Source organism: Nitrosomonas communis (assembly GCF_900114745.1).
Lineage (GTDB): Bacteria > Pseudomonadota > Gammaproteobacteria > Burkholderiales > Nitrosomonadaceae > Nitrosomonas > Nitrosomonas communis_A.
In genome coordinates this window covers 1-23,555 of sequence record NZ_FOUB01000052.1, presented here as the reverse complement: position 1 = coordinate 23,555, position 23,555 = coordinate 1, and the positions used below count along the sequence as shown (strand labels likewise).

The 23,555-nt window shown below is 44.9% G+C and carries 23 protein-coding genes, 3 pseudogenes and 1 riboswitch; of the genes and pseudogenes, 10 read left to right on the top strand and 16 right to left on the bottom strand.

Features of this window, described 5'->3' with window-relative positions; translation table 11 throughout:
• The first annotated feature begins 190 nt into the window (after nt 1–190).
• From BM122_RS15520 to BM122_RS15510, 3 genes are all read left to right on the top strand, one after another.
• Nucleotides 191–811, top strand: a complete 621-nt coding sequence (locus BM122_RS15520) for an HD domain-containing protein (RefSeq protein ID WP_218152104.1) — start codon at nt 191–193, stop codon at nt 809–811.
• A 411-nt stretch (nt 812–1,222) separates the two neighbouring features.
• Complete coding sequence (locus BM122_RS26180; RefSeq protein WP_371264934.1) at nt 1,223–1,291, top strand: hypothetical protein; 69 nt, start codon at nt 1,223–1,225, stop codon at nt 1,289–1,291.
• 143 nt (nt 1,292–1,434) lie between these two features.
• Nucleotides 1,435–1,614 (top strand): carboxymuconolactone decarboxylase family protein, encoded by a 180-nt coding sequence (locus BM122_RS15510; RefSeq protein WP_218152103.1) that lies wholly within the window; start codon nt 1,435–1,437, stop codon nt 1,612–1,614.
• Nucleotides 1,615–1,751: 137 nt separating this feature from the next.
• Here the strand turns inward: BM122_RS15510 and BM122_RS15505 are convergent, their stop codons facing one another.
• Genes BM122_RS15505 through BM122_RS15495 form a run of 3 tightly spaced genes read right to left on the bottom strand, consistent with a single transcriptional unit; the run spans nt 1,752 to nt 3,638 of the window.
• Nucleotides 1,752–2,480, bottom strand: coding sequence for an energy transducer TonB (locus BM122_RS15505; RefSeq protein ID WP_256212110.1), 729 nt, complete (start codon nt 2,478–2,480; stop codon nt 1,752–1,754).
• Nucleotides 2,477–2,884 (bottom strand): ExbD/TolR family protein, encoded by a 408-nt coding sequence (locus tag BM122_RS15500; RefSeq protein WP_074906529.1) that lies wholly within the window; start codon nt 2,882–2,884, stop codon nt 2,477–2,479. The genes BM122_RS15505 and BM122_RS15500 overlap by 4 nt, the downstream gene beginning before the upstream one ends.
• Nucleotides 2,874–3,638 carry a MotA/TolQ/ExbB proton channel family protein gene (locus BM122_RS15495; RefSeq protein WP_143083471.1) on the bottom strand — a complete coding sequence of 255 codons (765 nt, stop codon included), beginning with the start codon at nt 3,636–3,638 and terminating at the stop codon, nt 2,874–2,876. Before BM122_RS15495 ends, BM122_RS15500 begins: the two co-directional genes overlap by 11 nt.
• 761 nt (nt 3,639–4,399) lie before the next feature.
• On the opposite strand from BM122_RS15495, the pseudogene BM122_RS26175 reads away from it, so the two are divergent.
• The 5 genes and pseudogenes from BM122_RS26175 to BM122_RS15465 all read left to right on the top strand — a co-directional run bounded on the left by BM122_RS26175 (nt 4,400) and on the right by BM122_RS15465 (nt 11,011).
• Nucleotides 4,400–5,716 (top strand): annotated as a pseudogene (locus tag BM122_RS26175) (SLC13 family permease).
• A 594-nt stretch (nt 5,717–6,310) separates the two neighbouring features.
• Entirely contained in the window at nt 6,311–7,837 is a 1,527-nt protein-coding gene (locus tag BM122_RS15480) for a DEAD/DEAH box helicase (protein ID WP_177198163.1), read from the top strand.
• Nucleotides 7,838–7,840: 3 nt separating this feature from the next.
• Nucleotides 7,841–8,302 carry a YaiI/YqxD family protein gene (locus BM122_RS15475; protein ID WP_074906524.1) on the top strand — a complete coding sequence of 154 codons (462 nt, stop codon included), beginning with the start codon at nt 7,841–7,843 and terminating at the stop codon, nt 8,300–8,302.
• A 1,434-nt stretch (nt 8,303–9,736) separates the two neighbouring features.
• A complete protein-coding gene (locus BM122_RS15470) occupies nt 9,737–10,120 on the top strand; it encodes a DUF4398 domain-containing protein (protein ID WP_074906523.1) in 384 nt (127 codons plus the stop codon).
• Nucleotides 10,121–10,222: 102 nt separating this feature from the next.
• Entirely contained in the window at nt 10,223–11,011 is a 789-nt protein-coding gene (locus BM122_RS15465) for an OmpA family protein (protein ID WP_083398528.1), read from the top strand.
• 312 nt (nt 11,012–11,323) lie between these two features.
• On the opposite strand, the gene BM122_RS24280 is transcribed toward BM122_RS15465, so the two are convergent.
• Both BM122_RS24280 and BM122_RS24275 read right to left on the bottom strand, forming a co-directional pair.
• Nucleotides 11,324–11,521: a hypothetical protein gene (locus BM122_RS24280; protein ID WP_074906522.1), complete on the bottom strand. Its 198-nt coding sequence runs from the start codon at nt 11,519–11,521 to the stop codon at nt 11,324–11,326.
• A gap of 91 nt (nt 11,522–11,612) precedes the next feature.
• A pseudogene (locus BM122_RS24275) lies at nt 11,613–11,936 on the bottom strand (transposase); the annotation flags it as partial.
• A gap of 1,185 nt (nt 11,937–13,121) precedes the next feature.
• Here BM122_RS24275 and BM122_RS15450 point away from each other — a divergent pair.
• Nucleotides 13,122–13,802: a CPBP family intramembrane glutamic endopeptidase gene (locus BM122_RS15450; protein WP_177198162.1), complete on the top strand. Its 681-nt coding sequence runs from the start codon at nt 13,122–13,124 to the stop codon at nt 13,800–13,802.
• Nucleotides 13,803–14,218: 416 nt separating this feature from the next.
• Here the strand turns inward: BM122_RS15450 and BM122_RS15445 are convergent, their stop codons facing one another.
• The 10 genes and pseudogenes from BM122_RS15445 to BM122_RS25295 form a co-directional block, all read right to left on the bottom strand.
• A complete protein-coding gene (locus BM122_RS15445; RefSeq protein ID WP_218152102.1) occupies nt 14,219–14,950 on the bottom strand; it encodes an OmpA family protein in 732 nt (243 codons plus the stop codon).
• A gap of 36 nt (nt 14,951–14,986) precedes the next feature.
• Nucleotides 14,987–15,193, bottom strand: coding sequence for a hypothetical protein (locus BM122_RS15440; protein WP_177198161.1), 207 nt, complete (start codon nt 15,191–15,193; stop codon nt 14,987–14,989).
• A gap of 2 nt (nt 15,194–15,195) precedes the next feature.
• Entirely contained in the window at nt 15,196–15,549 is a 354-nt protein-coding gene (locus BM122_RS15435) for a hypothetical protein (protein ID WP_074906518.1), read from the bottom strand.
• Between the two features lie 513 nt (nt 15,550–16,062).
• The gene (locus tag BM122_RS22570) at nt 16,063–16,437 is read right to left on the bottom strand and encodes a hypothetical protein (protein WP_143083470.1); all 375 of its coding nucleotides are present in this window, start codon (nt 16,435–16,437) and stop codon (nt 16,063–16,065) included.
• 906 nt (nt 16,438–17,343) lie between these two features.
• On the bottom strand, nt 17,344–17,559 hold the full coding sequence (locus tag BM122_RS15420) for a hypothetical protein (RefSeq protein WP_074906515.1): 216 nt from the start codon (nt 17,557–17,559) through the stop codon (nt 17,344–17,346).
• Nucleotides 17,560–17,585: 26 nt separating this feature from the next.
• The gene (locus tag BM122_RS15415; protein WP_074906514.1) at nt 17,586–18,536 is read right to left on the bottom strand and encodes a cyanobactin maturation protease PatG family protein; all 951 of its coding nucleotides are present in this window, start codon (nt 18,534–18,536) and stop codon (nt 17,586–17,588) included.
• A 77-nt stretch (nt 18,537–18,613) separates the two neighbouring features.
• Entirely contained in the window at nt 18,614–18,820 is a 207-nt protein-coding gene (locus BM122_RS15410) for a hypothetical protein (protein WP_074906513.1), read from the bottom strand.
• A gap of 5 nt (nt 18,821–18,825) precedes the next feature.
• Nucleotides 18,826–19,701: a S8 family peptidase gene (locus BM122_RS15405; RefSeq protein ID WP_074906512.1), complete on the bottom strand. Its 876-nt coding sequence runs from the start codon at nt 19,699–19,701 to the stop codon at nt 18,826–18,828.
• Between the two features lie 589 nt (nt 19,702–20,290).
• On the bottom strand, nt 20,291–20,425 hold the full coding sequence (locus BM122_RS25300) for a hypothetical protein (RefSeq protein ID WP_256212106.1): 135 nt from the start codon (nt 20,423–20,425) through the stop codon (nt 20,291–20,293).
• Between the two features lie 33 nt (nt 20,426–20,458).
• A pseudogene (locus tag BM122_RS25295) lies at nt 20,459–20,941 on the bottom strand (class I SAM-dependent methyltransferase).
• A gap of 323 nt (nt 20,942–21,264) precedes the next feature.
• On the opposite strand from BM122_RS25295, the gene BM122_RS15395 reads away from it, so the two are divergent.
• Entirely contained in the window at nt 21,265–22,422 is a 1,158-nt protein-coding gene (locus BM122_RS15395) for a zinc-dependent alcohol dehydrogenase (protein ID WP_074906511.1), read from the top strand.
• A gap of 236 nt (nt 22,423–22,658) precedes the next feature.
• On the opposite strand, the gene BM122_RS23455 is transcribed toward BM122_RS15395, so the two are convergent.
• Entirely contained in the window at nt 22,659–22,805 is a 147-nt protein-coding gene (locus BM122_RS23455; RefSeq protein ID WP_177198160.1) for a hypothetical protein, read from the bottom strand.
• Between the two features lie 542 nt (nt 22,806–23,347).
• Nucleotides 23,348–23,413: riboswitch (Fluoride riboswitch) on the top strand.
• The last annotated feature ends 142 nt before the right edge of the window (nt 23,414–23,555 follow it).

The window sequence follows — 23,555 nt, the reverse complement described above, 5'->3', positions numbered from 1 at the left end:
CGCGACAGGCGTTATTCCAATCCATTGCCGAGGCTCTCAAGCAATCTGCTTAATGATGCAATGGTAAAATACAAATGAAACATTTTTTTAACCAGGTGAATTCATTCATTTTGCAAGATACAATGACTGAGTCCTTTTCTATTGTGTCATTTCGAAGATCTCATTCTAGTTAGCTACCCAAGTGATGCTATTGGCGAATCAATGGAAAGCATCTTGGGAGGGGCTGGGCATCTCAATCACCCCTATGCTGCTTCAGGAGTTTAAAGAGCTCATCGCTCGGTACTCCGAGCCCCACCGTAGGTACCATACTGTCCGCCATCTTGAAGAGTGCTTTGCGAAGCTCACCGAAATCCACAATCTCGCAGAGCATGCCTTCGAAGTAGAGCTAGCGCTTTGGTTTCACGATGCGATCTATGAGAAGCATTCCAGCCAGAACGAAGTTAAGAGTGCAGAACTAGCGGTAAAGAAGGTACTGGTTGCAGGCGGGTCCGCGGATGCCGCTGCCCGCATCTCAAACTTGATCATGGCAACGCGGCACGCCGTACTGCCACGCAACAAGGACGAGCAAGTCTTGATCGACGTAGACCTATCCATCCTAGGTGCAGAACCTGAAAGATTTAAGGAATACGAGCGGCAGATACGTGAAGAGTATTCTTGGGTTCCGTGGTTCTTGTTCAGAAAGGAGCGGAGGAAGATTCTGAAGGATTTTCTCGCACGGCCAACGATATTCAATACGCATGTGTTCATACAGCACTATGAAAAGCAGGCTCGACAGAATATTGAACGTTCGATTACACGATTGGGTAGCTAACCCGTCAATCAACCGAACCCGCTAAAGCGAGCTGGTTATTTCCAACTTTTGGTGGAGTGAATCATGGAAATTATGATGAAATCTAAATTTTTAAATCTTATTAAAATATTTCTTTTAAAATTAACAACATATTGCAATATTTGCCATGTGGAATTCCATTTTTGACGTAATATATTGTGTCATTTTGGAGTTCTCATTCTTGTTAGCCCTGTACATACAAAAAAGGAGATTTGATGTCAGAAGAATCAATCTTGGTAACTCTGCTCCAGCGCTTGACCAGGTGGTCATTGGCTTTGAGAAACTAGTAGCTGAAGCCGTTGCTTCCGCAAACATCCCGAATGGCTTTGCGCATTTGCTGCGCCTTCGTGCCTTCATGCATCACAACTCAACCAGTGCGCATTCTGTATCAGGATGCATACTCAGGATGCCCTATCCAGTAACGAGTCAAGCGATCGCATAAGTGTCTTATTCCATTTCTAAATCAAAACTGACTTTGTCGGCTTCACCTTGCCGTATTATTTATACTGTCTGCGGCTCGCCTTCGCGTCAGTTTTGATTTAGAAATGGAATTAGCAAGCCTGTAGCGGGAAACTGGGTATTTCACCGAAAAGGAACGCTCAGCATTGGCGCTGGTAGAAGCCATTACATTAATCTCTGACGGGCAAGTGCCAGATGCCATCTATGAGCAAGCAGCAGCCAATCTGTCAAAAGTTGAAATATCGACTGTTGAGTGGCTTTCGGTAGTCATCAATGCGTGGAATCGCATTGCCATTTCCAGCCGTTATCCTGTGAAGGCGGCGTAAGCAAAGCTAATAATTCATTCAAGCTGAAGCTGCTGCTCGGCTTAATTCAGACGTTGAGCTGCTCGCAAAAGGTGTCTATCATTGAATTTGTGGATGACACAGACCGACGAATGGATCCCCCTATTCTTGTTATAAGTCTATTCTTTTAATACGAAGCTAAATGGTTGAAAGGCAACAACGGGTACTGGCTGACCATTTTGCAATGGAGGTTTACATCGCCAGGTTTTAACTGCAGTAATAGCGGCCTCATCTAGACGAGAGTAGCCGCTGCTGTTAGTAACTTGCGCCTTTTTCACGCGACCACTTTCATCCAATTCCAGTTTTAGCACTAATTTACCATGCTCGCCAAGTATGCGCGACCGAGAAGGATAGGAAGGGGAATTCATCACTGGGCAAATAACCGATAGTTCTGAAGACAACATAACTGGACCAGAAGGCATTTGCGTACCGGATCCTGCTCCGGATCCTCCACCAGCTCCTGGGTGCCCTGCCATGGCTACATTTGCATCGCTGGATGATTCTTGACCGTCTGCAGGTTGCGGTAATGTCGTTTTCTCCTTAGCCTTGCCGGATGCTCGGGCAATCGTTTTTGGTGGTCTTGGCGCAATAGAAGTTGTTTTCTCCTGGTGAATTTCCTTGGGTGCTGAGGGTTTCTTCTCCGGCCGATATAACGGTTGCCCTATAAAAGGTGAAGAGGCAATTTGGGGTGAAGGGGCGATTTGGGGAAGTGATACTAATTTAAACGTGATGGTTTCGTCCTCTACCCGATCATTTTTCTGTACAAAATTAATGGGCAACATTGTGATTGCGCTATGCACAAAGCATGTCACCAAGATTGGCATGGGCCAACCGCGCAGCTGATTCATGGCGCTTCAGCTTCAGGCTTCTGAGTCGCAATACTCACAGATGTAAATCCGACTGCCTGAACATCACTTAAAATCTGCACAAGCCGCTGCACCGGCACTGATCGATCCGCCACTAAAAGCACTGTCTTGTAACGGGATATCTTTGATTGCAGCTCATGTTTAAGCTCGCTTAATTCGATCTTCTCGTTCTCAACCTTAATTGTGCCCGTGACAGGGATGGTGATCACCAGAGATTCAATTTCTGCTTCATTAGATGATTCCGCTTCTGGAACCGAGACATCCAACGTCTGAATCCGTTGAAAGTTAGCGGCAAGAATAATAAAAATGACCAAGGTAAATATACAATCAATTAAGGGCGTAAGGTTGATTGTGGGTGAAGTACGTTGCCGAGTTTCAAAATCCATTTGTCACCTCCGGTTTGGCTTGGTTCCTGGGGGCAACGTAGAAGATGCTCTGTATAATGTCACCCAAGTGAAGACGAACATTGTCTAAACGACTTGAAAGATAGTCGTGGATAGCAAGTGTCGGCACTGCAATCGTCAGACCGGCTGCCGTCGTTACTAGTGCCTCCCAAATTCCCGACGAAAGGTCTGAGAGATTGATGCTGGAGTTACCGGCTTCCTGAAGGTCCATAAACATTTTAATCATCCCAAATACCGTACCGAGTAGACCGAGGAGTGGCGCAATCTGAGCGATAAAGGAGAGCAGTGAAAGGTTCTTTTCCAGCTTCTGTATTTCTAGGATGGCAACCCGTCTAGCCTCAGATTCTGCAAGCTCAGGCCGTTCCGTGAGTGCCTTCGCAGCGGCGCATACCACGCGAGCGGCAGGGTGCGAACGGTGATTACAAGCTCCGCTCACCGCATTGAAATCTCCTAAACGGATAAGATTTAGTGCCTCTTCGAACCAGCTTAGATCGGATAGGTGTAACGCCCGGTACTCTATGAGTTTGCGAATGGAAACGGCAAGCGCAACGATGGAACACGCATAAAGCGGCACCATTGTCCAACCACCTTGGGCAAGAATTTCTCCGAGTAATCTTTCTTTATTACCATCCATAAGCGCTCCTTTACCATAGGTAATCCCACTTAAATTATTGGCAATCTCGCTTAAATCATTGTATCCATCAGAGGCTGTAGAAGAAATCGTAAAGAACGCCAAACATAAGGCGAACGAAATGCAGATTCGAGAAAATGATTCTCACGAATTTCGTTAAAACTTAATTTTAGCGAAACTACGTTTTGGCGTAACTATCTATCAAATTGATCAGCGAGAATCAAGTACCGCCCAATATAGCCATTAAAGCACACAATAAATTTTTTCAACCTCTTAGTGCGTTTTAAATCAATTCCCCTACTCTTAATAACAGTATATTAAAAAACCGTTTTAATAAACAAGAAAAATAATGATTACCATTTACATAATCAGCTCTGAAAAATACCTGAGACACGTATGTAGATTGGAATTCATGCGAGAATTTAATGTTAAAACTCTCGAACAGAGTACATGAGGTCAAGCCCAGACCCCTTACATTTGATATAAGTAAGTGGGGTAAGTATTTTCGTGTGAGTTACGCGACCGTAAGCTGGGTAATCAAAGAGGTTGAAGGTGAAAATGTCAAATGTAAGGCCTAACCACTGTTTATGCTCTGGGTTGTGATTCAAAAAATTCCAAATGAAGTTAAAGAATTTTTAAAAACTCTTACTGAATTTAGGTCTGACAGTACCTAGCATTTAATTCTTTTTGAACTATTTATTGAGAATAAGCCTTATTATTGTTCCTGAATTTTAGAAGTGTCTCAATACACTTTTGCTGGTGCTTTCGTAGAGCGGCAGAAAGTAAATATATATGTTTCTCCCTTTAGCTGTGCATAGTACAGACCTTTTCTCCTATCCAGCAATGCACCACATTCTTGCCCAGTCATGCAGGTAAACGACTGTTTTACTAAAATAAATCTTGGAATTACTTGTATGACTTGGTATAAAATTCTTTCGCCGCAAACCGAGCCTTGGATCGTGATGGTAATCTTCGTCGTTTGTTTTGCACTGATCCTGCACCGCAAGCTCAAGATCACGCATGTCTCACTGGCAACAGCTGCATTTTTGATCTGCTTGGGGATCATCGCGCCGGATGTAGCATTTCTGGAAAGTGTGAATTGGAACGTCTTAGCACTTTACTGGGGCTATGGCCTGCTGGCAGTTCATTTCCAGGCAAGTAAAATACCAGCATATCTAGCATCTTATATTCTGTCAAAATCAAAAAAAGAAAAACACGCACTACTTTGGATTGCAGTACTGGCAGCGGCGCTGTCCTCGTTCATGCCTAATGCCGTGGTGGTTATCATGATGGCTCCCTTTGTCATCGAAGTGGCAGACCGTCTGAAAGCTTCGTTGTTCGAATATTTAATCACGCTAGCCATCAGCTCCAACATAGTCACTACCGTTAGCATGGTGTCGGACCCGCCCTCGCTGATTCTCGCATTGACTACGGACATGAAATTCATGGATTTCTATTGGTTTGAGGGACGAGTGGGGATCGGTATCCTCACCATCATTGGTGTTCTGGCCGCGTTGACCACGCTTAGCTGGCAATTCCGGTATTTCAGTCAATCGGTTAACATCGCTCACAAGGCTGTGGTCGTATCCTGGTAGCCGCTGACTATATTTATCTGGAGTATTCTTTTTCTAGCGTTTATTCCTATGCAGTACCTCGGCTTGGTAGGTTTAGGCGTCGGCGTACTAGCTCTGGCTTCCGCGCCGTTGCCGCGGAAACAAATGCTCAAGGAATTTGATTGGTCTACCCTGTTTTTTCTCGTCGGTATTTTTATTCTGGTTGACAGTGTAGAAAGAATAGGTCTTCTGAAAAGTTTTGCCCAATGGCTAACTGACATCGGCTTGGGGAACCCCACGGGTTATCTGGCTTTCTTGACATGGATCTCGGTCGTGCTGTCCGGATTCATCGACAATGTGCCTTACGCTGCTCTTATGATCCCAGTATGCCGGTATCTGGCGGAATCGTTGGCAATCGCTCCCTGGGCGTTTTACTACGGAATGCTGGTAGGCGCTGGCCTTGGAGGTAATATCACCCCCGTAAGCGCTACAAAGAATATTCTGGCCTGTGGCATGCTAGAGAAGCGGGGCTATAGAATCGACCTGTGGCAGTATATGAAGATCAGCGTGCCCTTCTCTATAGCGGCGGTTTTAGTTGTCCATATTTTACTCCAACTACTCTGGTTATAATCGTTTTCACTAGGTAGCTCCCTCTTCATTGCGTAGCGCATGGTATTTATCTGCTCTCATATTACTTCATTCACTCATCCAGATCCGCACCAATTCGACGAAGTTCTATTTTTCAATCCTGATAGTATTTGTAGTGTCTCAGTTTGAATTTGAATTCACGGTCTTAATAAAATACAGTACACGGGGTCAGATACTGCCTTGAATTGCAAGTACTGAATGGTTGAAGCTTGCATCAAATGGCTATCCTGATGTGATAACTCCATGAATCAAAAGTAAGTGGGTTAGCGCAGCTTGGGTGCAGACGACTAAAGCCGACTATACGCACCAAGTTAAACGCGCGTGAGTCAACATATTTAAAGTCAAAGTCACCGTTTAAAGACGTTGGTTTTTACCAAATTTATTGGAAATAAATCCATTTTTGTTCTGTAAATCCGTATAATACAAAATCCCTGCACCCAACCAATCACTGCAGCGGTCTTTCTTCTCATCTAATGATCAGTCCGATATTTTTTGATGTTGACTATTACTGATCCTTTATTCGTCTGCCTCGATTGGTGCTACTTATGAGTAACAGGCCGCCGCAGGAGTATTACCTTGTCTGTTCAACCAAAAACTCTAGAAACAACCTCTATCATCTCTACTTTCAACGAACTGGGGTTAAGTAAACCCATCTTGCGCGCCATTGCCGACGCTGGCTACATCACGCCTACACCCATCCAGCTCAAAGCTATTCCGCAAATATTGTGCGGTAGCGACCTGCTTGCTGGCGCGCAAACCGGTACCGGCAAAACTGCCGGTTTCACATTACCCATCCTGCAATTACTGAGTCAGAAGAAAGCTGCCAACTTGGCAAAAGGCCATCCACGCTGTCTAATCTTGACGCCCACGCGCGAACTAGCCGCACAAGTAGAAGAATCTGTCAAAACCTATGGCAAATATCTGTCGCTTACTTCCAGCGTTATATTTGGTGGAGTAAGCATCAACCCGCAAATTACGCGCTTGCGTAAGCCGCTGGATATCCTGGTCGCCACCCCTGGCCGTCTGCTCGATCACGTTGGCCAGAGAACGCTGGATTTATCCGGCATTGAGATTCTCGTGCTGGATGAAGCTGACCGCATGCTGGATATGGGTTTCATCCACGATATTAAAAAAATTCTTGCATTGCTGCCTAAACAAAGGCAGAGCCTACTGTTCTCTGCCACTTTCTCAGACGAAATCAGGATGCTGGCCGCTACTCTGCTAAGGAATCCAGCTTTTGTTGAAGTAGCACGTCGCAACACTGCCTCGGAACTGGTCGAGCAAACAGTGCATTTAGTGGACCAAAGCCATAAACGTGATCTAATGAGCTATCTGATCAAATACCATAACTGGCAACAAGTGCTGGTTTTTACCCGTACCAAACATGGTGCCAATCGCTTGGCAGAAAAGCTGGTCAAAGATGGGATCGAAGCTGCCGCGATTCATGGCAACAAGAGTCAAAGCGCCCGCACCAAAGCATTATCCCAATTCAAGCAAGGAACCGTACAGGTGCTGGTTGCAACCGATATCGCCGCACGCGGGTTGGATATCGACCAACTGCCACAAGTGGTAAATTTTGAACTGCCGAATATACCCCAAGATTATGTGCACCGCATTGGCCGTACTGGCCGTGCAGGTAGCCCTGGTGCAGCGATATCGCTAGTAGACTGTGAAGAAATGAAATACCTTCGCGACATAGAGCGGTTGATAAAACGTGAGCTTCCCAAAACAACTGCCGTAGGCTTTGTCGCACCTACCAAAATTGAACCTGAAGCACTCAGGCCCACGAACCAACAACGACGCGTCATCAACCAAGGTAACAAGAAGCCAAATCAGATCAACTGCAAAGCAGGGGAGCGCGCTAAGCAAGCAGTAAATAGTCGCGCGAAAAATAGGTGCCCGGAACAACCCAAACAACACAACCCAAACAGTACCCCCCGCTCAAAACCAGCAGGCACTCAGCAGCACTCAAATAATGCACAAAACTCACCCAAGAAACAACCTGCTCAAAAAATGTCTGAAGCTGCACGCCATCAAGCCATGCCCCAGACAACTTGGTTTTCGCCAAAATCAGGCCACCATTCAGGCAAACGCGGGCGATAATCGATGAGAATTTGGGTAGATGCTGACGCTTGCCCCGTCGTCATTAAGGAAATTTTGTTTCGTGCAGCAGAACGCACCCAAATTGTGACCACACTGATTGCCAACAAACCGCTGCGTGTTCCACCCTCACCTTATATCAAGATGCAACAGGTACCAAGCGGCTTTGATGTGGCGGATAACAAGATCATATTGGCACTGCAAGCAGGTGATCTGGTCATCACTGCTGACATCCCGCTTGCGGCACAGGTAATTGCAGCGGGCGGTCATGCCCTCAACCCGCGCGGTGAGCTCTACACCACCGACAACATCCAGGAACGCCTTACCATGCGCAATTTTATGGAAGAATTACGCAACAGCGGAGTAGATATTGGGGGGGCCTCTTCCTTTAGTCAGGCTGATCGTCAAGTATTTGCCTCGAAACTCGATTGGTTGTTGGCACACTATTTCAGATCCCCTACCCCATGAATTGAAATTCAATTGACCATGTGCAAAATATTCTGCACGGATCAAGCTATCTGTTTGAGCCGACCAGCTGATTGACAGCATTTTTTAATTGCGCTGCCACAGCATCAGCTGTGATCGCCTCAAAAACCCAAGATATTTCAACAGCTATCAGCGGCTCCTATCTTTTATTGCTCGCCTTCTTCATTCCTTGGGCGCCATAAAGGAGGATAACGCAACAACCTAACCGCAATCTTTTCCAATCCTCGAATAAAATTTTCCTCCCCGCACGATAAACCTTTTTAATATTTGCCGCAACAATTCAGCTTCCTCGGACCTCACCTTCCGCCAATCATGTTGGCTAATTCGAGATTTGATCGCACTGTTTTTTCATTCCGACTTTTGACTCAATAACGCATATTCCTTAACCCACAAGCGCCACGGCCTCGACCAGAAATAATCTTCCACTTTAGAGACCATTTTTACTTGTACCGGATTCCGTTCGACATACCGGATGACAGCCCATAAATAGGCATCTCCCAAGGACAATAAAAAATCACCCTTGCCATAAATGACCTTTCCACTCCGTTCCCGTTATTCCTCTGCGTATGGTGCATGTGCAACGGTTTTAAAACGCTCGGCAACCCTTACTCCGTTTCAGGAAATGCAATATAGTGGATATAGTTCGTCATTAAGTAGCACGTCAAAATATCAACCCTCTATTTATCGTAGGACTCTTTTAATTAGCCGAGATAGACGCTTCGATCATTATCGGTTAAAAAACATTTTTTTCGCCGGTTTCCACGCAGCGTGATGTGATGCGGGATACCAGCCAATACGGTTCTACTTAATCTTGGCATGGAATTCCATTTCTAAATCAAAACTGACTTTGTCGGCTTCACCTTGCCGTATTATTGATACTGTCTGCGGCTTGCCTTCGCGTCATTTTTGATTTGAAAATGGACTAATGACTTTAGTCAAACTCTATAAAAAGGGTAGCGTCCCCCTTTTCTATATTGTTGCCGGCGTCACTTTCCCTTTAATTCCACAGAAATTTATTTATGTTTTTTAATTACGATCAATGCGATCTTAATTAGCATTGTCAGAGCTTAACTATTTGTCCAGTTTTGTGGTACTCCTTCATCGATTAAGCTGACCATTTCGCTTGGAAATCTTTTCTTTTGTCTAAAAGGCAAAAAATGAAAACCATATCTTTGATTTTTTTCAATGATGAGTTGAAATTAAGTGATTTTTGAACGGTCACCAATGTGTTTGACAGTTGATCTGATTTCCAGTACATTTGTTTTTAGTGAAAAAAAAAAGCGTTTTATTTTTTCTGCGTTACCAGGGGTTTGATGTGTATTAGCGAACAAAAAGAACCTCGAGTATTGATGTTTTTTCTTGTCGCGTCTCGCTGTCAAATCACCCTGAAAGCCAAAACTCATTTGGAGGTCAGCGATGATAAATAAGATTGCGCTACTTAAAAAAACACTCCCAGTTACGTTGTGGATTATTGGCAGTGTTATTCTACTGGCTGCTTGTGCTAGCCCAACGCCGGCACGGCTTGCCATTTCATCAGCAGATGAAGCTTATGACCGGGCGATCAGCGCCGAAGGCGCAAAATATGCGCCACTGCCAATGCATTTGGCCAAAGATAAATTAGATCATGCCAAGTCTTCCTTGGCCAAGAAGGACTATGATATCGCACGACGGTTGGCCGAAGAAGCCCAAGTCGATGCTCGACTAGCCGAAAGTACTGCTCTGTCCGAGCGAGCAAAATCGCAAGCTCAAGAAGTTGATAAAGCAATTGAAGATCTCCGGCGTGAAAGCAACATACGTTAGCTCTGTATCCCAAACCGCCATGGAATTCCGGTTTATCTATTATGCTCAACGGTGGATAAGATAGTGTTTTAAGCCACCGATCAATAAACAAAGGAGACGACGATGATTACTCAAAGCAATCGTTTTTTTTGGTGGAAAAATCGCGTATTTACCATTTGCCTCGCTGCTATATTAAGTGCTTGTGCCGCTCCCAACGGGACTCTTCAACAAGCACGAGTAGCCTACGAGCAAACTCGACAAGATCCAAAAATTGTAGACATGGCACCTGTAGAACTCCAGAAGGCTAACGAGACCATAGCGCGGGCCGAGCAGGCAGGAAACCGGAAGGAAACGGCTCATCTTGCCGGCATCGCCCAAAAGCAGCTAGAGATTGCGCGTGTCGAGGCTCAACGCAAGGAAGCCGAGGCAGCATTAGACCAATTGGTCAAAGAGCGTGATCGCATTCTTTTAGAAGCGCGAACCAACGAAGCTCGCGCACTAGCGAATGAATTAGCTGAGCTTAAGGCTGAGCAGACGGACCGTGGTTATGTAATGACGCTGGGTGACGTGCTGTTCGAGTACAACCGTGCAACTCTCAAGAGTGGTGCGCAGCTCAATCTCTCTCGTCTAGTTTCATTCCTAAGATCCCATCCCGAGCAAAATATCCTCATCGAGGGGCACACCGATAATACCGGATCGGAATCTTATAACCAGAAATTATCTGAGCAGCGTGCCCAGGCAGTGCAGAACTTCTTGGTGAGCAACGGTGTTAACCCTCAGCGCATCATGACTCAGGGTTTTGGTGAAAGCCATCCGGTAGCTTCCAATAGTAACGAAGCTGGCCGCCAACAGAATAGACGGGTAGAAATTATATTTCCTAACACTGACCAAGCCGGTGCCGCGGGTAGATAAGGGATTTGCTTTTTGTAATCAGAGCTTACCCAGAAATTCAGCAGTCATTTTTGCATTGCCAGGCAAAAATTCAGTGGAGATGAATTAAGAGAAAAAAGCAAAGAAAAGGTGGGGTGCAGAACCAAGAATTCTTATTCTTGCGAAGAATAGCGCCAATCGTGGTGAGGTGCAATTGATAAAACGCTCTAATTTCTCGCTGGCTGTATGCACCTGTTTTGGAAGCAGCAAAAATTGCCGTGTTGCGGTCTTTGTATTGCGCCGTAATTTCCGACAAAGACTTTGCGATCGACCATTTTTGCTGCGTGGGTATATTTAAATCGCTTTTTCTTTCCCAATTCTTTTCTGCATTGCAGTGACGAAAGCTTCATTCCCTAAATAAATCTGATCTTTCAAATTCAACCATATTTCAGGTTGATGCTGCACGCCTTCCAGGACAAATTGCCGGTATCGTTCCATTGCAATCTTTTTTCGCTTATTAAAAAAGATAATAGCCAGTCTGTGGTTAGCCATTCAGGTCGTGGAGCATCTCTACCATTGCCACATAACTGCTTCACGGCCAGTCTTCAAGTCAATTGACCATGTCTTTGGCTCTTAGTGGATTCTAAACGACATAACGTGAAAGCTCGAGCCAATAACGCTCTTTATCCACCAGGATGGCTTTGTATCGTTCTTGAAAAAGATAACCGCTATGTCCATGCCGGCGATTCGATGTCTGGGTATAAACGCCATTGTGCTGGGGCATGCCCTTTGACAAATCGCCGTCAAAGGTTTCAATGAGGAGATGATAATGATCATCCATCAAATAATAGCTATGACACAACCAATTGTAATCAGCAATAACCGTTCCAAGGATTTCTAAAAACCTTAACCGATTATCATCGTCTTCATAAATGTTTTCGCGGCGATCTCCACGCAATGTGACGTGATAAAACGCATTCGGAAATTCTAAACGGAGTGGTCATGATATAGTCTGTAGTATATATTTATTTTTCTTGGATCGCGACCTGGCCCTTATTTTTTGATGCTTATTTTCCGTTAGATGCTGGACACAAACTAAACAACAAACCAAGAAAATGCCTAGGGTTGAGGACACCTTGGGAGGTGTTCTTAGAATGGTTAGCATCTATGGGGTCAGATACCGTCTTGCTTTTTGCAGAACTAAGCAAATACTGCCAGTCAAAAAATAAAACCTGCCCCTCCCGTTTTTCTGTGTAATAACGATTGCGCCCTACGTTTGCTGTTTTCAACAGATCGGAGTCAGCGAATAATTCTTCGCAGAATTGGGGGCAGGTCACGTGCCAAGAAAAATAAGTGTAAAAAGGTGCCGGGCATCGTAAAGTACAACAAACCTACGGAGGCGATAATTTTTTTATTGGTGAGGTACAAAAACACCGAAATGGGTGATCTGGTCGTGAATTGTTAATGGCTCAAATAAACTAAGCCACGGCTTATTCGATTTGCTCTTCAGTCTGATCTACACAAGGCAAGTTTAATAATGCCCTTCCATAAAGTTTTGCCTGGTAGATCTGGTTGAAGTAGCGGACATAATTCCATTTTTAAATCAAAACTGACTTTGTCGGCTTCACCTTGCCGTATTATTGATACTGTCTGCGGCCCACCTTCGCGTCATTTTTGATTTGGAAATAGAATAAGAACATCCGAGCGCTTCATTATTTGCTGATATCGCTAGTACTTTCCGGTACGCAAAGTAAACAGGTATGATTCGTCATAAATACATAGACATGAGCATAAACTTCATATTCTTGACATATTTTTCCAACCATCTGAGATTGACTGACACATCTACCGCCAAGGTATAGCACACTTGACGATTATTATCCTTTTGATAATATGCTGCACACTACCATAGTTGACCTCATATAAACCGCGCGATTAATTCATCATATTTCTTATTAAGGCGCGATTGCACTCCACGAAGAAATTATTTTTGTAGCATAAATTATTGGCATAGCGCTTTCTTATTCTTTAGATCAACATGCTCAGGTTATTTATATCAGAATCACATCAGACTATTACCAAGCTACTTCAATGGCAAGCAAAAAGAACCAATTTTAAAATCGCACTAATTTGCATTGTGGTGGCGTTAGCATTGACCCTTAATCGTTATTTTGGAGATTATCGTTTTGTATTATCCATTTTGGAAAGTATAGAGCTATACGACCTTTCAAACCTGTTTCGATCCTTCATGCTGCGTCACTCAGATGCTCAGCTACATCAATTAATGTTCTGGGCATCCTCAATTATTTTGTTTTATTTCATTCTGCCATTACTGGTGATTGTGTTGGTTATAAAAGAAAAGCTCAGTAATTACGGATTAGCCCCTAATTACAGTTTTATCAATTATAAGCCTTATTTAATCATGATCATCAGTATGGCGCCTATAGTTATTTATTTCTCAGGAACAGATAGCTTTTTGGCAAGTTATCCTTTTTATAGGATAGAAAAAAATGAGGCGTTTTATCCGAATTTTGTAATTTGGGAATTATTTTATTTTCTTCAGTTTATTGCGCTCGAATTTTTATTCCGAGGGTTTTTATTGCATGGAACTAAACGAAGATTTGGGGTTTATGCCATATTTGTCATGACGATTCCCTATTGCATGATTCATTTTGGTAAGCCTCTACCTGAAACGATTGGCGCAATAGTGGCCGGGATCGTGTTGGGTGCGATGAGTCTAAAAAGCAAGAGTATCTGGCCAGGTGTCATGCTACATTATGGTATCGCCATCATGATGGATTTAAGTGTTTTGTATCGTAAGGGCATGCTATAAATCAATCTGTTTAAGATACTTCAGACTCTCTCCCTCCTTATCACGGAATATTAACCTCTGACCTTAGAGCTTATTCCATCTCCACATCAAAAGTGACATGAAGGCGAGCCGTAGACAATACGGCAAGGAGAAGCCGACAAAGTCAGATTTGATTTAGAAATGGAATTACATGAGGTTGCAAGCCCATTCTCTTGTTCTATCCTTTATCGGCAATAATAAGACACTCACCGATGCGAACACTTAGAGCCAATCTTTTGAATGAGCATCAATAGCAATTTTTTCAACCCGATCAATCACCCAATTACTGGCTCTGCCCGGATTCTCTACAGGTAAAGCCTGATTCTCAGTGCCCGCATTGTTCTAAAATCAGCGATATGTGACTATAAAAGTGAGAAAGTGAGATAAGTCATTAAGCTCTATTTTAAATTAGGACAATCAATGTAACCCTCTTGAGCTCGTGGGAGTGTAACAATCGCTGAGGTAGTAACAATCGCCACACGGTTCTCCTGATTGGGCGTGTTGTCAGGACCTGTGGCTTCACCTGTCGCTTTAACAATTAATTGGTTAGGTTTTGCACCACTTGCTACCAAGCGATCCGCCACTGCGTTAGCCCTTCTTTCTGATAAAGCCTGATTGGAATCTGGCTTGCCGACAGTATCCGTCGTGGCTGTGATAGTTGCAGTTGCATCGGGATGCTCATTTAGCCAACGACCTATTCTGCTGATGGCTTCATCTTTAGTTTTAAATGGCTCAGCACTACCAGTGGCAAAGTAGGCAACTGAATGGTGCTGTTTTTTACCAGCTTTTTTTGCTGCTTTAGAATGGTTATGGCTGTGCACTTCCGTCAGCCATTGACACATCTCTTTCTCAGATTCCAAACGATGGTGTGCTGCTGATCTGGCAGCATTCAAGGCTTTTTGTTTCTCATCAATATTCCAGTAGTGGTCATGCTCCAGATGGTTCAGTATATTATTAGCTACTTCCAGATCTTCTTCAGACTGCTCCGCATGTAACATGGCTTGTCCATAGTGACCCGATCTAGCTGCATCAATCTCAGCTTTTAAATCAGCCGTGTTCTGTTTAGGTGTGGTACAGGCTGTCAGCAGGAATGCCAAAACCGCAAGCGAGGGGTAAATATAATTTTTCATGATGATATCCTCTTGATTGAATGAATTAAAACAAATTTACTCTCCATCATCCAATGGACCATAAGTAGTCCAGTAACCAGGATAATTCAACCCAATATAGCGGCTGTCCTCACTGAAGCGATCCCAGACATAGGCTGGGGTAGCAAAATCATAAGTTGGAAATGGTGAAGTCAAGAATTCACCAGCTCCCACAAATGTTCGAGTCACACCATGCATAACACCTCGAACCAGACCCCAAGTCAAGCCTACAAGAATATTTTGCTCGTTGCTGATATAGCGTAACCAGTTAAGAATGATTCAGAATATATAGGATTTGAAGAGCATCTCAACGGTTTGGTTTTGTTGTTTACGCAGTGCTTTGGCGTATGCCCTTTTCTGCTAGATGAGACAATGAGAATACTCTTTGAATCATTTCTAGCTGGTTTTGCTATATTGATGACATTCTTTGGAATTTCGATAAACCCAAAAGCCATATTTGCCAAGCCTTGGCTGAGTTTGTTGCCAAAACCTGTTAGATAATCTTCTTCAGCTTGCACCGGTGAGGTCATCATTAGTACGCAAACTAGAAGGCAGGTACCAAGAATTTTATCTTTACTCATGATTAGCTCCTTGTTTTTCAAATTTAATACGCCGCGAGACCATACCCAGGCTTAAAACACATGCCGATCCCGCTTCGATCTTACCTTGATAAAACACATTTACAAATCAGCGTGTTGTAGGCGGCAGGCTCCTTTTTTCGTATTTTGATATCCATTAGCTTATCGAGATATGCTGACTTAAAAAATACGTGCAAGCACGTAAATGGAATACGATCGGTGGTAACCATGAAGTCATAGTAGCTTAATGTTTCAGCCATTCTTCTGAGCAGCTCAGATGGGGAGTAAAAGCAGTGGATTAAGCCAATTCAGCTTTATTGCATAAGGATAGTGGGTGGAATCGATTCATCAAAAATGATGTTAGAATTAGCCGGATTAACCTCCGCTTCGTTCCAGGTGAATGTCATTGTGGCAATAGTGAAAAATACCCCAGAAACGACATCGTTGGGGTTAGCAAACCCATCGTTCGCGATTGATGCGCCTCACCGCATTCAACGTTCTTTATCTCTGTATACATTACTCCCTGCATTGCTTATTGCAATTGAATGCGCATCTCCGACGGCATTGCTGATTCTTACAATCTACCAGACAGAGATCCATGCAATTTACATAGCAGACAGGGTCGCGGCTACCGGCGACAGAACCAAAACCGCCATTCCCTCCGCCTCCCCTTCCCGCCGCACCACCTTGCCAAATGGGCGCATTGCCGAAAAGTGGACCCCAGTTGTCACCTAGTGGCCAGCAGAATCCAGCATCATCACACAACATAATTTGCAGAATGGAAGGAACAATGGACATTCCACCCGACTCACGACTGATCATGCTTACTGATTGATAATATCGAATAGATGGGTAGAGTGTCAGTTCAGCAGTAAAGCCAGGTAACTTCATGATTTTTCTCCTTTGTTAATAGATAAAATTTCAACCTAAATTTGAATGATGCGCTCACCCCGATGGTAAAGCGCCGCATCTTTGTGTTTCTTCTCGGACAAGCTTTAACTGGGAACTGGGCGAACTCTGCCCTTTCACTGACCCAGTCGCTGTTTGAGACTAATCGTTCATGAGCTTGTGGATCGCGTCTGAAACTTCGGGTGTTTGTTCTGAGATAGCCGTAAATCTTATGATGGTAGGCTCTTACCTGTTGAACTAATGTATCCATTTATCACTGGTTAATCTATCACGCCAATACCTCGGTTATTCGGTTCATAATAGATTAGAGACCTGCAGCGAAAAATCCTCACCGCGATTCCTTTCCTTTACCTCGTATAAACCCAAAGGTGGGCCTATATTGAATACGAAGATCGGCCATCTTCTGTTGAAGCTAGTGTTGAGTTAAAGATTTCTGTGCAGACCATTGCAATTTGCTGGATTACGGCCTCACTGCCTCAATCTGTGATTACCGTTCTTTGGATCTCAGCACATCCAGTACTCCTCATTAAGCGAATAGCAAGCCACCAATTGTGAAAGGAGGGAGCCCAGCAAAGAAACGACATATAAGATCACTCCCTCCATTTGCCCTGCATCTCCAGTAAGCACCCAAATCCGGATCCGACTGGAAACGAAGCTGTGGCATAACGCTCCTGTCACTTTCCGCAAGAGATGCGCTGGAAACGGCTCTTCCGTGATATATACCCATCGTTGGGCCAAGTGATAATTCTGCACTAAATCCCGGCATGCTCATTTTATACCTCCTTTTATGTTAAACCAGTTCGTTGAGTTAACGGCTGCGGCTAACCCAACCTCGAAGTAAAGGGTGACTCATCACGCTCGTTTCCACTCACTCTCTCAATGTTTTAATTATGCTGAACTCCCTCGACAATATCGAAATACAGCAGGAAGAAACCAAGGTGTAAAAATTACAGCTGGCTCGGCAAGCAATACGATAGCCAGACCCAGACACAAAAACTGCTGGGGAATTACAGTTTGTTTACTCATTTGATGATTATCCAGAGCTTCAAACCAATTACTCGTTTTATAAAGCGACATTTCTGCTGTAAATCCTGGCATATTCATTTTGTATCCTCCTATTTTCTCCAGGTTTAGCGATCATAGTACGGCGACATTTTGGCAACGAGGAACGGAAATTCCTCGGTTACGTCAACACGCACAAAAAATTTCTCTGTAAAATCGGTGTTGCGGTTGGTATAGGCGAAGATGACATCGACGATGTTGCGCGTACTGCTCAAGGGTGAGGAACGCACCTCCACACCAGTCAACGAAAAATCCTTGGAAAATTCCTCGACTGTCTTGGCATAAATGGCAGGATAGCGCATGACCAGGTAATTCAGGACACGATGCTCGTCAGTTGCACCGGCATTGTCTGTCATCTGCATGATCCGGTTGAACAGCTCCTCGGCTGCCGGACCGAACTGCTCCTCGGTGGTCTTCTCTGGCTTGGGAATGGCCTTTATGAGCGCATCACGATTGAAGGAATAGATCTGATCAAACAGAACAATGGGTACCATCAATCCATTGCACATCTGCGGCGGAGCGATGGGACCGCGCAGGCCAATAACGACATCGATGTCGTTAGGGGTAGGGGCCGGGCGGATGGCCTCCACCAGCAGGTCGATGCCCGCCGGGTCGCGCGGCTGCAGCAAGTAGGTTTCTAGTCCTTGGATGGTCAGCACCCAGCAAAGCTGGCGCACCAGATAGCGGTTCTCACGCTTGGACAGGACGGCATGGAAGATTTGTTGATCGGTCTTGCCTGCGGTATCTGCCCGTCCCGTTGCTTGGGCGAATTCCTTTTCTGCGGAAAGATTCGGGAAACGCGCTTCCACCCGGCCAATGGCATAAACATAAGAAACCATGCTGCTTCCTGCGGTCAACTCAACCTCTCCGCCACAGCTACAGGTTCCACCGCCTCCTGTCTGGGGAGAAATTGCAGCACTCATGGTACGGATTTCGGGAGATTGCTGGGCCACTGCTACGTTATTCGCCTCGCCTGGAGCATTCGTCAACTGATCCATCGCCTCGGTTTGTTCGTTCATATTTTTCTCCTTTCGTAATAAGCCTTAACAGCAATTGGCTACCCGTAAATCCCCTGCACATGATCTCGCCACCTCGATTATCGACGAATGAAAATCAGCCAGCGGTTAAGCATGACTGCCCGCTGTTTGCAGCCGCCGCAAGGCTTGATGCCAAAATAGCCGGTTACCCGTTGGATTGCATCGCCCAAGCCAATCTCCTCATCGCTGACAAACCCAGGCAAAGGTACTCGATGAGGATGCTCGTTCCGCTGCCCAGGATTGTTCCGTTCACTTTCTTTTGTCATACAAGCTACCTTCTCGCATTCATTGTTAACAAAATTTGGTAGGCCGCTTCAGCATCCAGCAAAGGCGGGACCACCGAGGCTCGTCGTGGCAGGGAAGCCTGAGTAATGGCAAGCTTGATTTGCGCTGCGGATGCTGCAGGAAATACCGACCACAGCAGCGCAATGGTCCCGGTCACAAAAGGTACGGCAACACTCGTTCCACTCAGAGTGAGAAACTGCCCTGCCGCATTTAAGCTGGTAATGGCATCACCCGGCGCGCATAAGCCACATTTGTCGATTGAGTTGCCCAGATTCGACTCGTTCAACGGTCTGCCCTGCAGATTGCAAGCGACTACCGGAATGACCCAGGGATGACGGGTGATGGCGCTGCTGCCAAGCATACCTTGATTGCCTGCCGCAGCCACGATCATGACGCCGCGCTGCGTGGCATGATTCAGCGCGAGATCTAGCTCACGTTCACCTCTTGAGGAAAGTTGTGCCAATGCAAGGCTCAAATTGATGCAGTGCGCCCCTGCCGCGATACACTCGATGATCGCTGCAGCCAGCTCTTGAGGTTTCGCGCTAGGCATATCTTCTTGACCGGAAGTCTCCTCTGAAAAAATAGGACGAAGCAGCAAAGTGCAATCTGGGCAGATGGCTGGCGCGGAAGAACCCCGCTTGGCAGACAAGATGCCGGCCACAAAGGTGCCGTGCGTACAAGCCGCGCTATCCGTCTGTGTGCAACGACCACTTCCGTTTCCACCGATCTCGCGCATATGCAGGCAGGCAAGCTCAGAATGACTCATCGCCACCGGGCCATCAATCAAACCAATACGCACCTCATGCCTGCCGCGTGTGCGGTCTAGCAACAGGGCGAGTTTGACTAAATCCAGTGGCGACATCGCATCTCTTTGTAATGCTTAAAACACACTAGAACAGGGAATGTTGTAAACTAATGAAGCAAGTGTTGAAGTATCTTCTGCAACCATCTTTATCCACATTGATTAGCTTATGTAATTCCATTTCCAAATCAAAAATGACGCGAAGGCGAGCCGCGGACAGTATAAATAATACGGCAAGGTGAAGCCGACAAAGTCAGTTTTGATTTAGAAATGGAACAATAATGCTAGAGGGCAACAAATAGACAGGCAATAATGCATGCATACAATTTCTACTTCTCAGTAATAGGGAGACAAAAAAGCAGCCAACTTTCTGCCTTTGTGCCCTTTCTAGCGAGCACCGAGTCGAGACCTCCCTCGCCAGTCCACAAATTGCGGCATAGCGTTTTTCCTCTATGACGGAAAGCACCTGATTGAGGAGGAGCAGCATCATCACACAGGGTTCAGCCACAATCCCGACCAGACCGATGCCTCCTATTCTTTTGTTCAGCCAGCAGCACCTTCAGAGGTAAGCGGTCTATGAATTTGACTACTTCTACTTGTGATTCGTCAATCAAATGCTCGCGTTAAATACTTGCGTTCAACTTATCGCTCAGTTTATTGGTTTATCAGCACAGTATGAAGCGATGGTGCCGAGTATGGTGCGATAACAAGTCGTCTCCTCTACCGGATTGAAGCCGATATCCGTCATAAAAACCGGTATCAGGCCCAGAATATTATCGTGCATTTCTTCAAACCATCGCACTATCAGAGAGATTAATCACATGCCTGGATCATGCGGTCTACTGAAATCCGCCACATGTAACTTGCTACCGGATTGGAGGACGCGGAAAGCTTTCCTGAGCATTTGCTGCTTGTCCTCTCGCGTTAGATGATGAAGCACCAGGCTGGCAAACACGCGATCGAAGCATTCATTCGGATAGGGCAGGCAAGTTGCCCTACCCTGTTGAAGGACAATACTTTATCACGGCTGCTCGGCCTTATTTCGTGCGATATCCAATACCTGAGGATCCACGTCAAGTCCGTACACGGTGACATTCGGTTGAGTTTGTTTGATCAGCATCGCGAGCTTGCCCGTACCGCAGCCGACATCCAGCACATTTTGGCCGGGCTGGATGTGCGCTTGTGCAATTAATGCAGTCTTTAATATTTCTTCATGAAAAGAGAGCCGCATCATCGGATCGTACCAGCGTGTCAACCAGTGGAAATGAAACACCGGGATATTATGGGGGTGCTTTTTCATGATGATCAACCTTTCTCATGTGCTGAAGATTATTTCATTGCAATGATTAACTCCATTTCCAAATCAAAATTGTCTTTGTCGGCTGTACCTTGCCACATTATTGATACTGTCCGGGGCTCACCTTCGCATTTTTTTGATTTGGAAATGAAATGGAATAACATCACTATTTCCATGAGCCTTTCCATTGACCTGGGCGATGATGTTGAACTTTATGCGAGCTACTCTCTCCTATGTTAAAGCACAGAAAATAAAGCAAAGCCGCATGCTCTACGCTGCGCTTATTTTAAATTTCTTTTTTTTGTTTAACTTTTATCCATTTTAATATGAAAGCACTGGTATTTCATAAACCAAAAGACGTAAGAGTTGAAACGGTAAAAGACCCTGAAATACAGAAGGATACTGACGTTATACTTAAAGTAACTTCCACCGCTATCTGTGGTTCTGATCTTCATATTTATAACGGAATGTTCCCTCAATTGCGCAGCATGGTATTGGGACATGAATTTATGGGTATAGTAGAAGAAACCGGTTCCGGGGTTACTCATCTGGAAAAAGGAGACCGCGTCGTAGTACCCTTCCCTATTGCCTGCGGACATTGCTGGTTCTGTACGCATCAATTTCCTACGCACTGTGAAGAATCGAATCCTGAGTTTTATGGTCCGGATGGACACTTGTTTAAAGGTAAAGGAGGCGGACTGTACGGCTATACCGATATGTATGGCGGCTATGATGGCGGCCAGGCGGAATACGTTCGCTTACCGTTTGCACATTATAGTCCGCGTAAAATTCCTGATAACATGAGCGACGATCAGGTATTATTTCTTACCGATATCTTCCCGACAGGCTATATAGCTGTTGACTGGTCCCAGCTAAAAGGTGGCGAGACCATTGCGGTATTTGGCTGCGGTCCTGTTGGATTAATGGCGCAGAAAGTAGCTTGGCTGCACGGCGCGGAAAGAGTCATTGCCTTGGATGTGGAAGATTACCGGCTCGAAACTTCAAGACGTACCTGTCGCGCTGAAACCCTTAACGCGCGCGACGAAGATGTGATTGAAAAGATACGTGAAATGACTCAAGGAAGAGGTGCTGATGTTTGCATCGACGCTGTAGGCATGGAAGCAGACCGCAGTTTATGGGACAAAATTACCAATATAATCAGATTAGAAAGAGGAACCATTAACGCGCTGCGTATGTGCCTGGATGCAGTACGCAGAGGCGGCACCGTTTCTATTGTAGGTGTATATGGTTATCCTTATGATAATTTTCCTATCCACCAGATCTTTGACAAAGGCATTACCATTAAAGCAGGACAAGTTCCTGTACAAAATTATATCGATCATCTCATACGTCTGGTAGAAGAAGGAAAAGTTGTGCTGGATGATATTATCTCGCATCGTCTTCCTTTAAGCGAAGCCGCGAAAGGATATCAGATTTTTAATGATAAAGAAGATGAATGTGTGAAGGTGGTTTTGAAACCATGATCAGGGTTGTCTGAATTAATTTTAAAGATTTAAGAATCGTTATCTAAAATAACTAGCGCCACTCCGAAAACCCCATTTTTTCACCTTCAAGCTGCCTGATTTTTAAGCACTTTTGTGAAAATGCAATGAACCATGTATTCTACCAACCCCTGATTGTATTATTTTTTGTGAGGCATGGCATAAAAAATACGATTTTTACTCAGCATTCACCACTGATGGCGCGCAATCAGGCGGTTTTATGCGTTAACTGGAGCGCTTAAGCTGCTGGTTGGTGCTTGCTGTAAATTACGTTTTATAGCTTTGCGCTCACGCTCCCCATCTTGCTGCCATAGCATATCACCTATTCGGCAGATATTTCTGGTGGCGACAATAGCTGGTGCCACGTAATTCCATTTCTAAATCAAAAATGACGCGAAGGCGAACCGCAGACAGTATAAATAATTTGGCAAGGTGAAGCCGACAAATCCGGTTAGTTTTTTTGTGCCTACTATTGCGTGTTTGCGCGGGTTCATGCGAATTCTTACGAACTTCGAAGATTTGCGAAATCCCACAAATTCACTCATTTTTTCTCTTATTACCCTATTATTCTCTCTACCCTTGCCCGTCATTCATGTGCGAAGTCCGCAAGTTTCTGTTTTTTAGGCACTATAAGTCAAGGGCACCTCTAAAAATTTATATTTCGTCACAATACTTCGTTGTTCATAAAAAATGTTTTCTTACATATCAGTTATATGCTGCGTCAACATTTTTTGTTCTCACCTTATCTTGCTTAGAACTCTAATTTTTAGAGGCGCCCTCAATGAATTACGCGTGGACTAATCAAGCTGTTTATTTTCAGCATTGATAGGGGAAGGAAACCGACTTAATTCGGAGAGCGGAGATTGATAAGTAGATTGAGACTTTCAAACCAATGCTCGGTTAAAATGACAAGCTTGGGGTTGGCATTCCTCCATTAACTGCTGCGGCCGTAGCTGATGATGCCTACGCATAAACCCCGGTCTGGGCGCATAGGTTCTCGAGTGCCTGTCCGGTCAAGATAACAAGAAGGACAAGACTATGTGGAACTCAATCCTCGCGATCAGTGTGGGCGCATCGCTAGGTGCATTGATTCGATGGTTTCTCGGGTTATCACT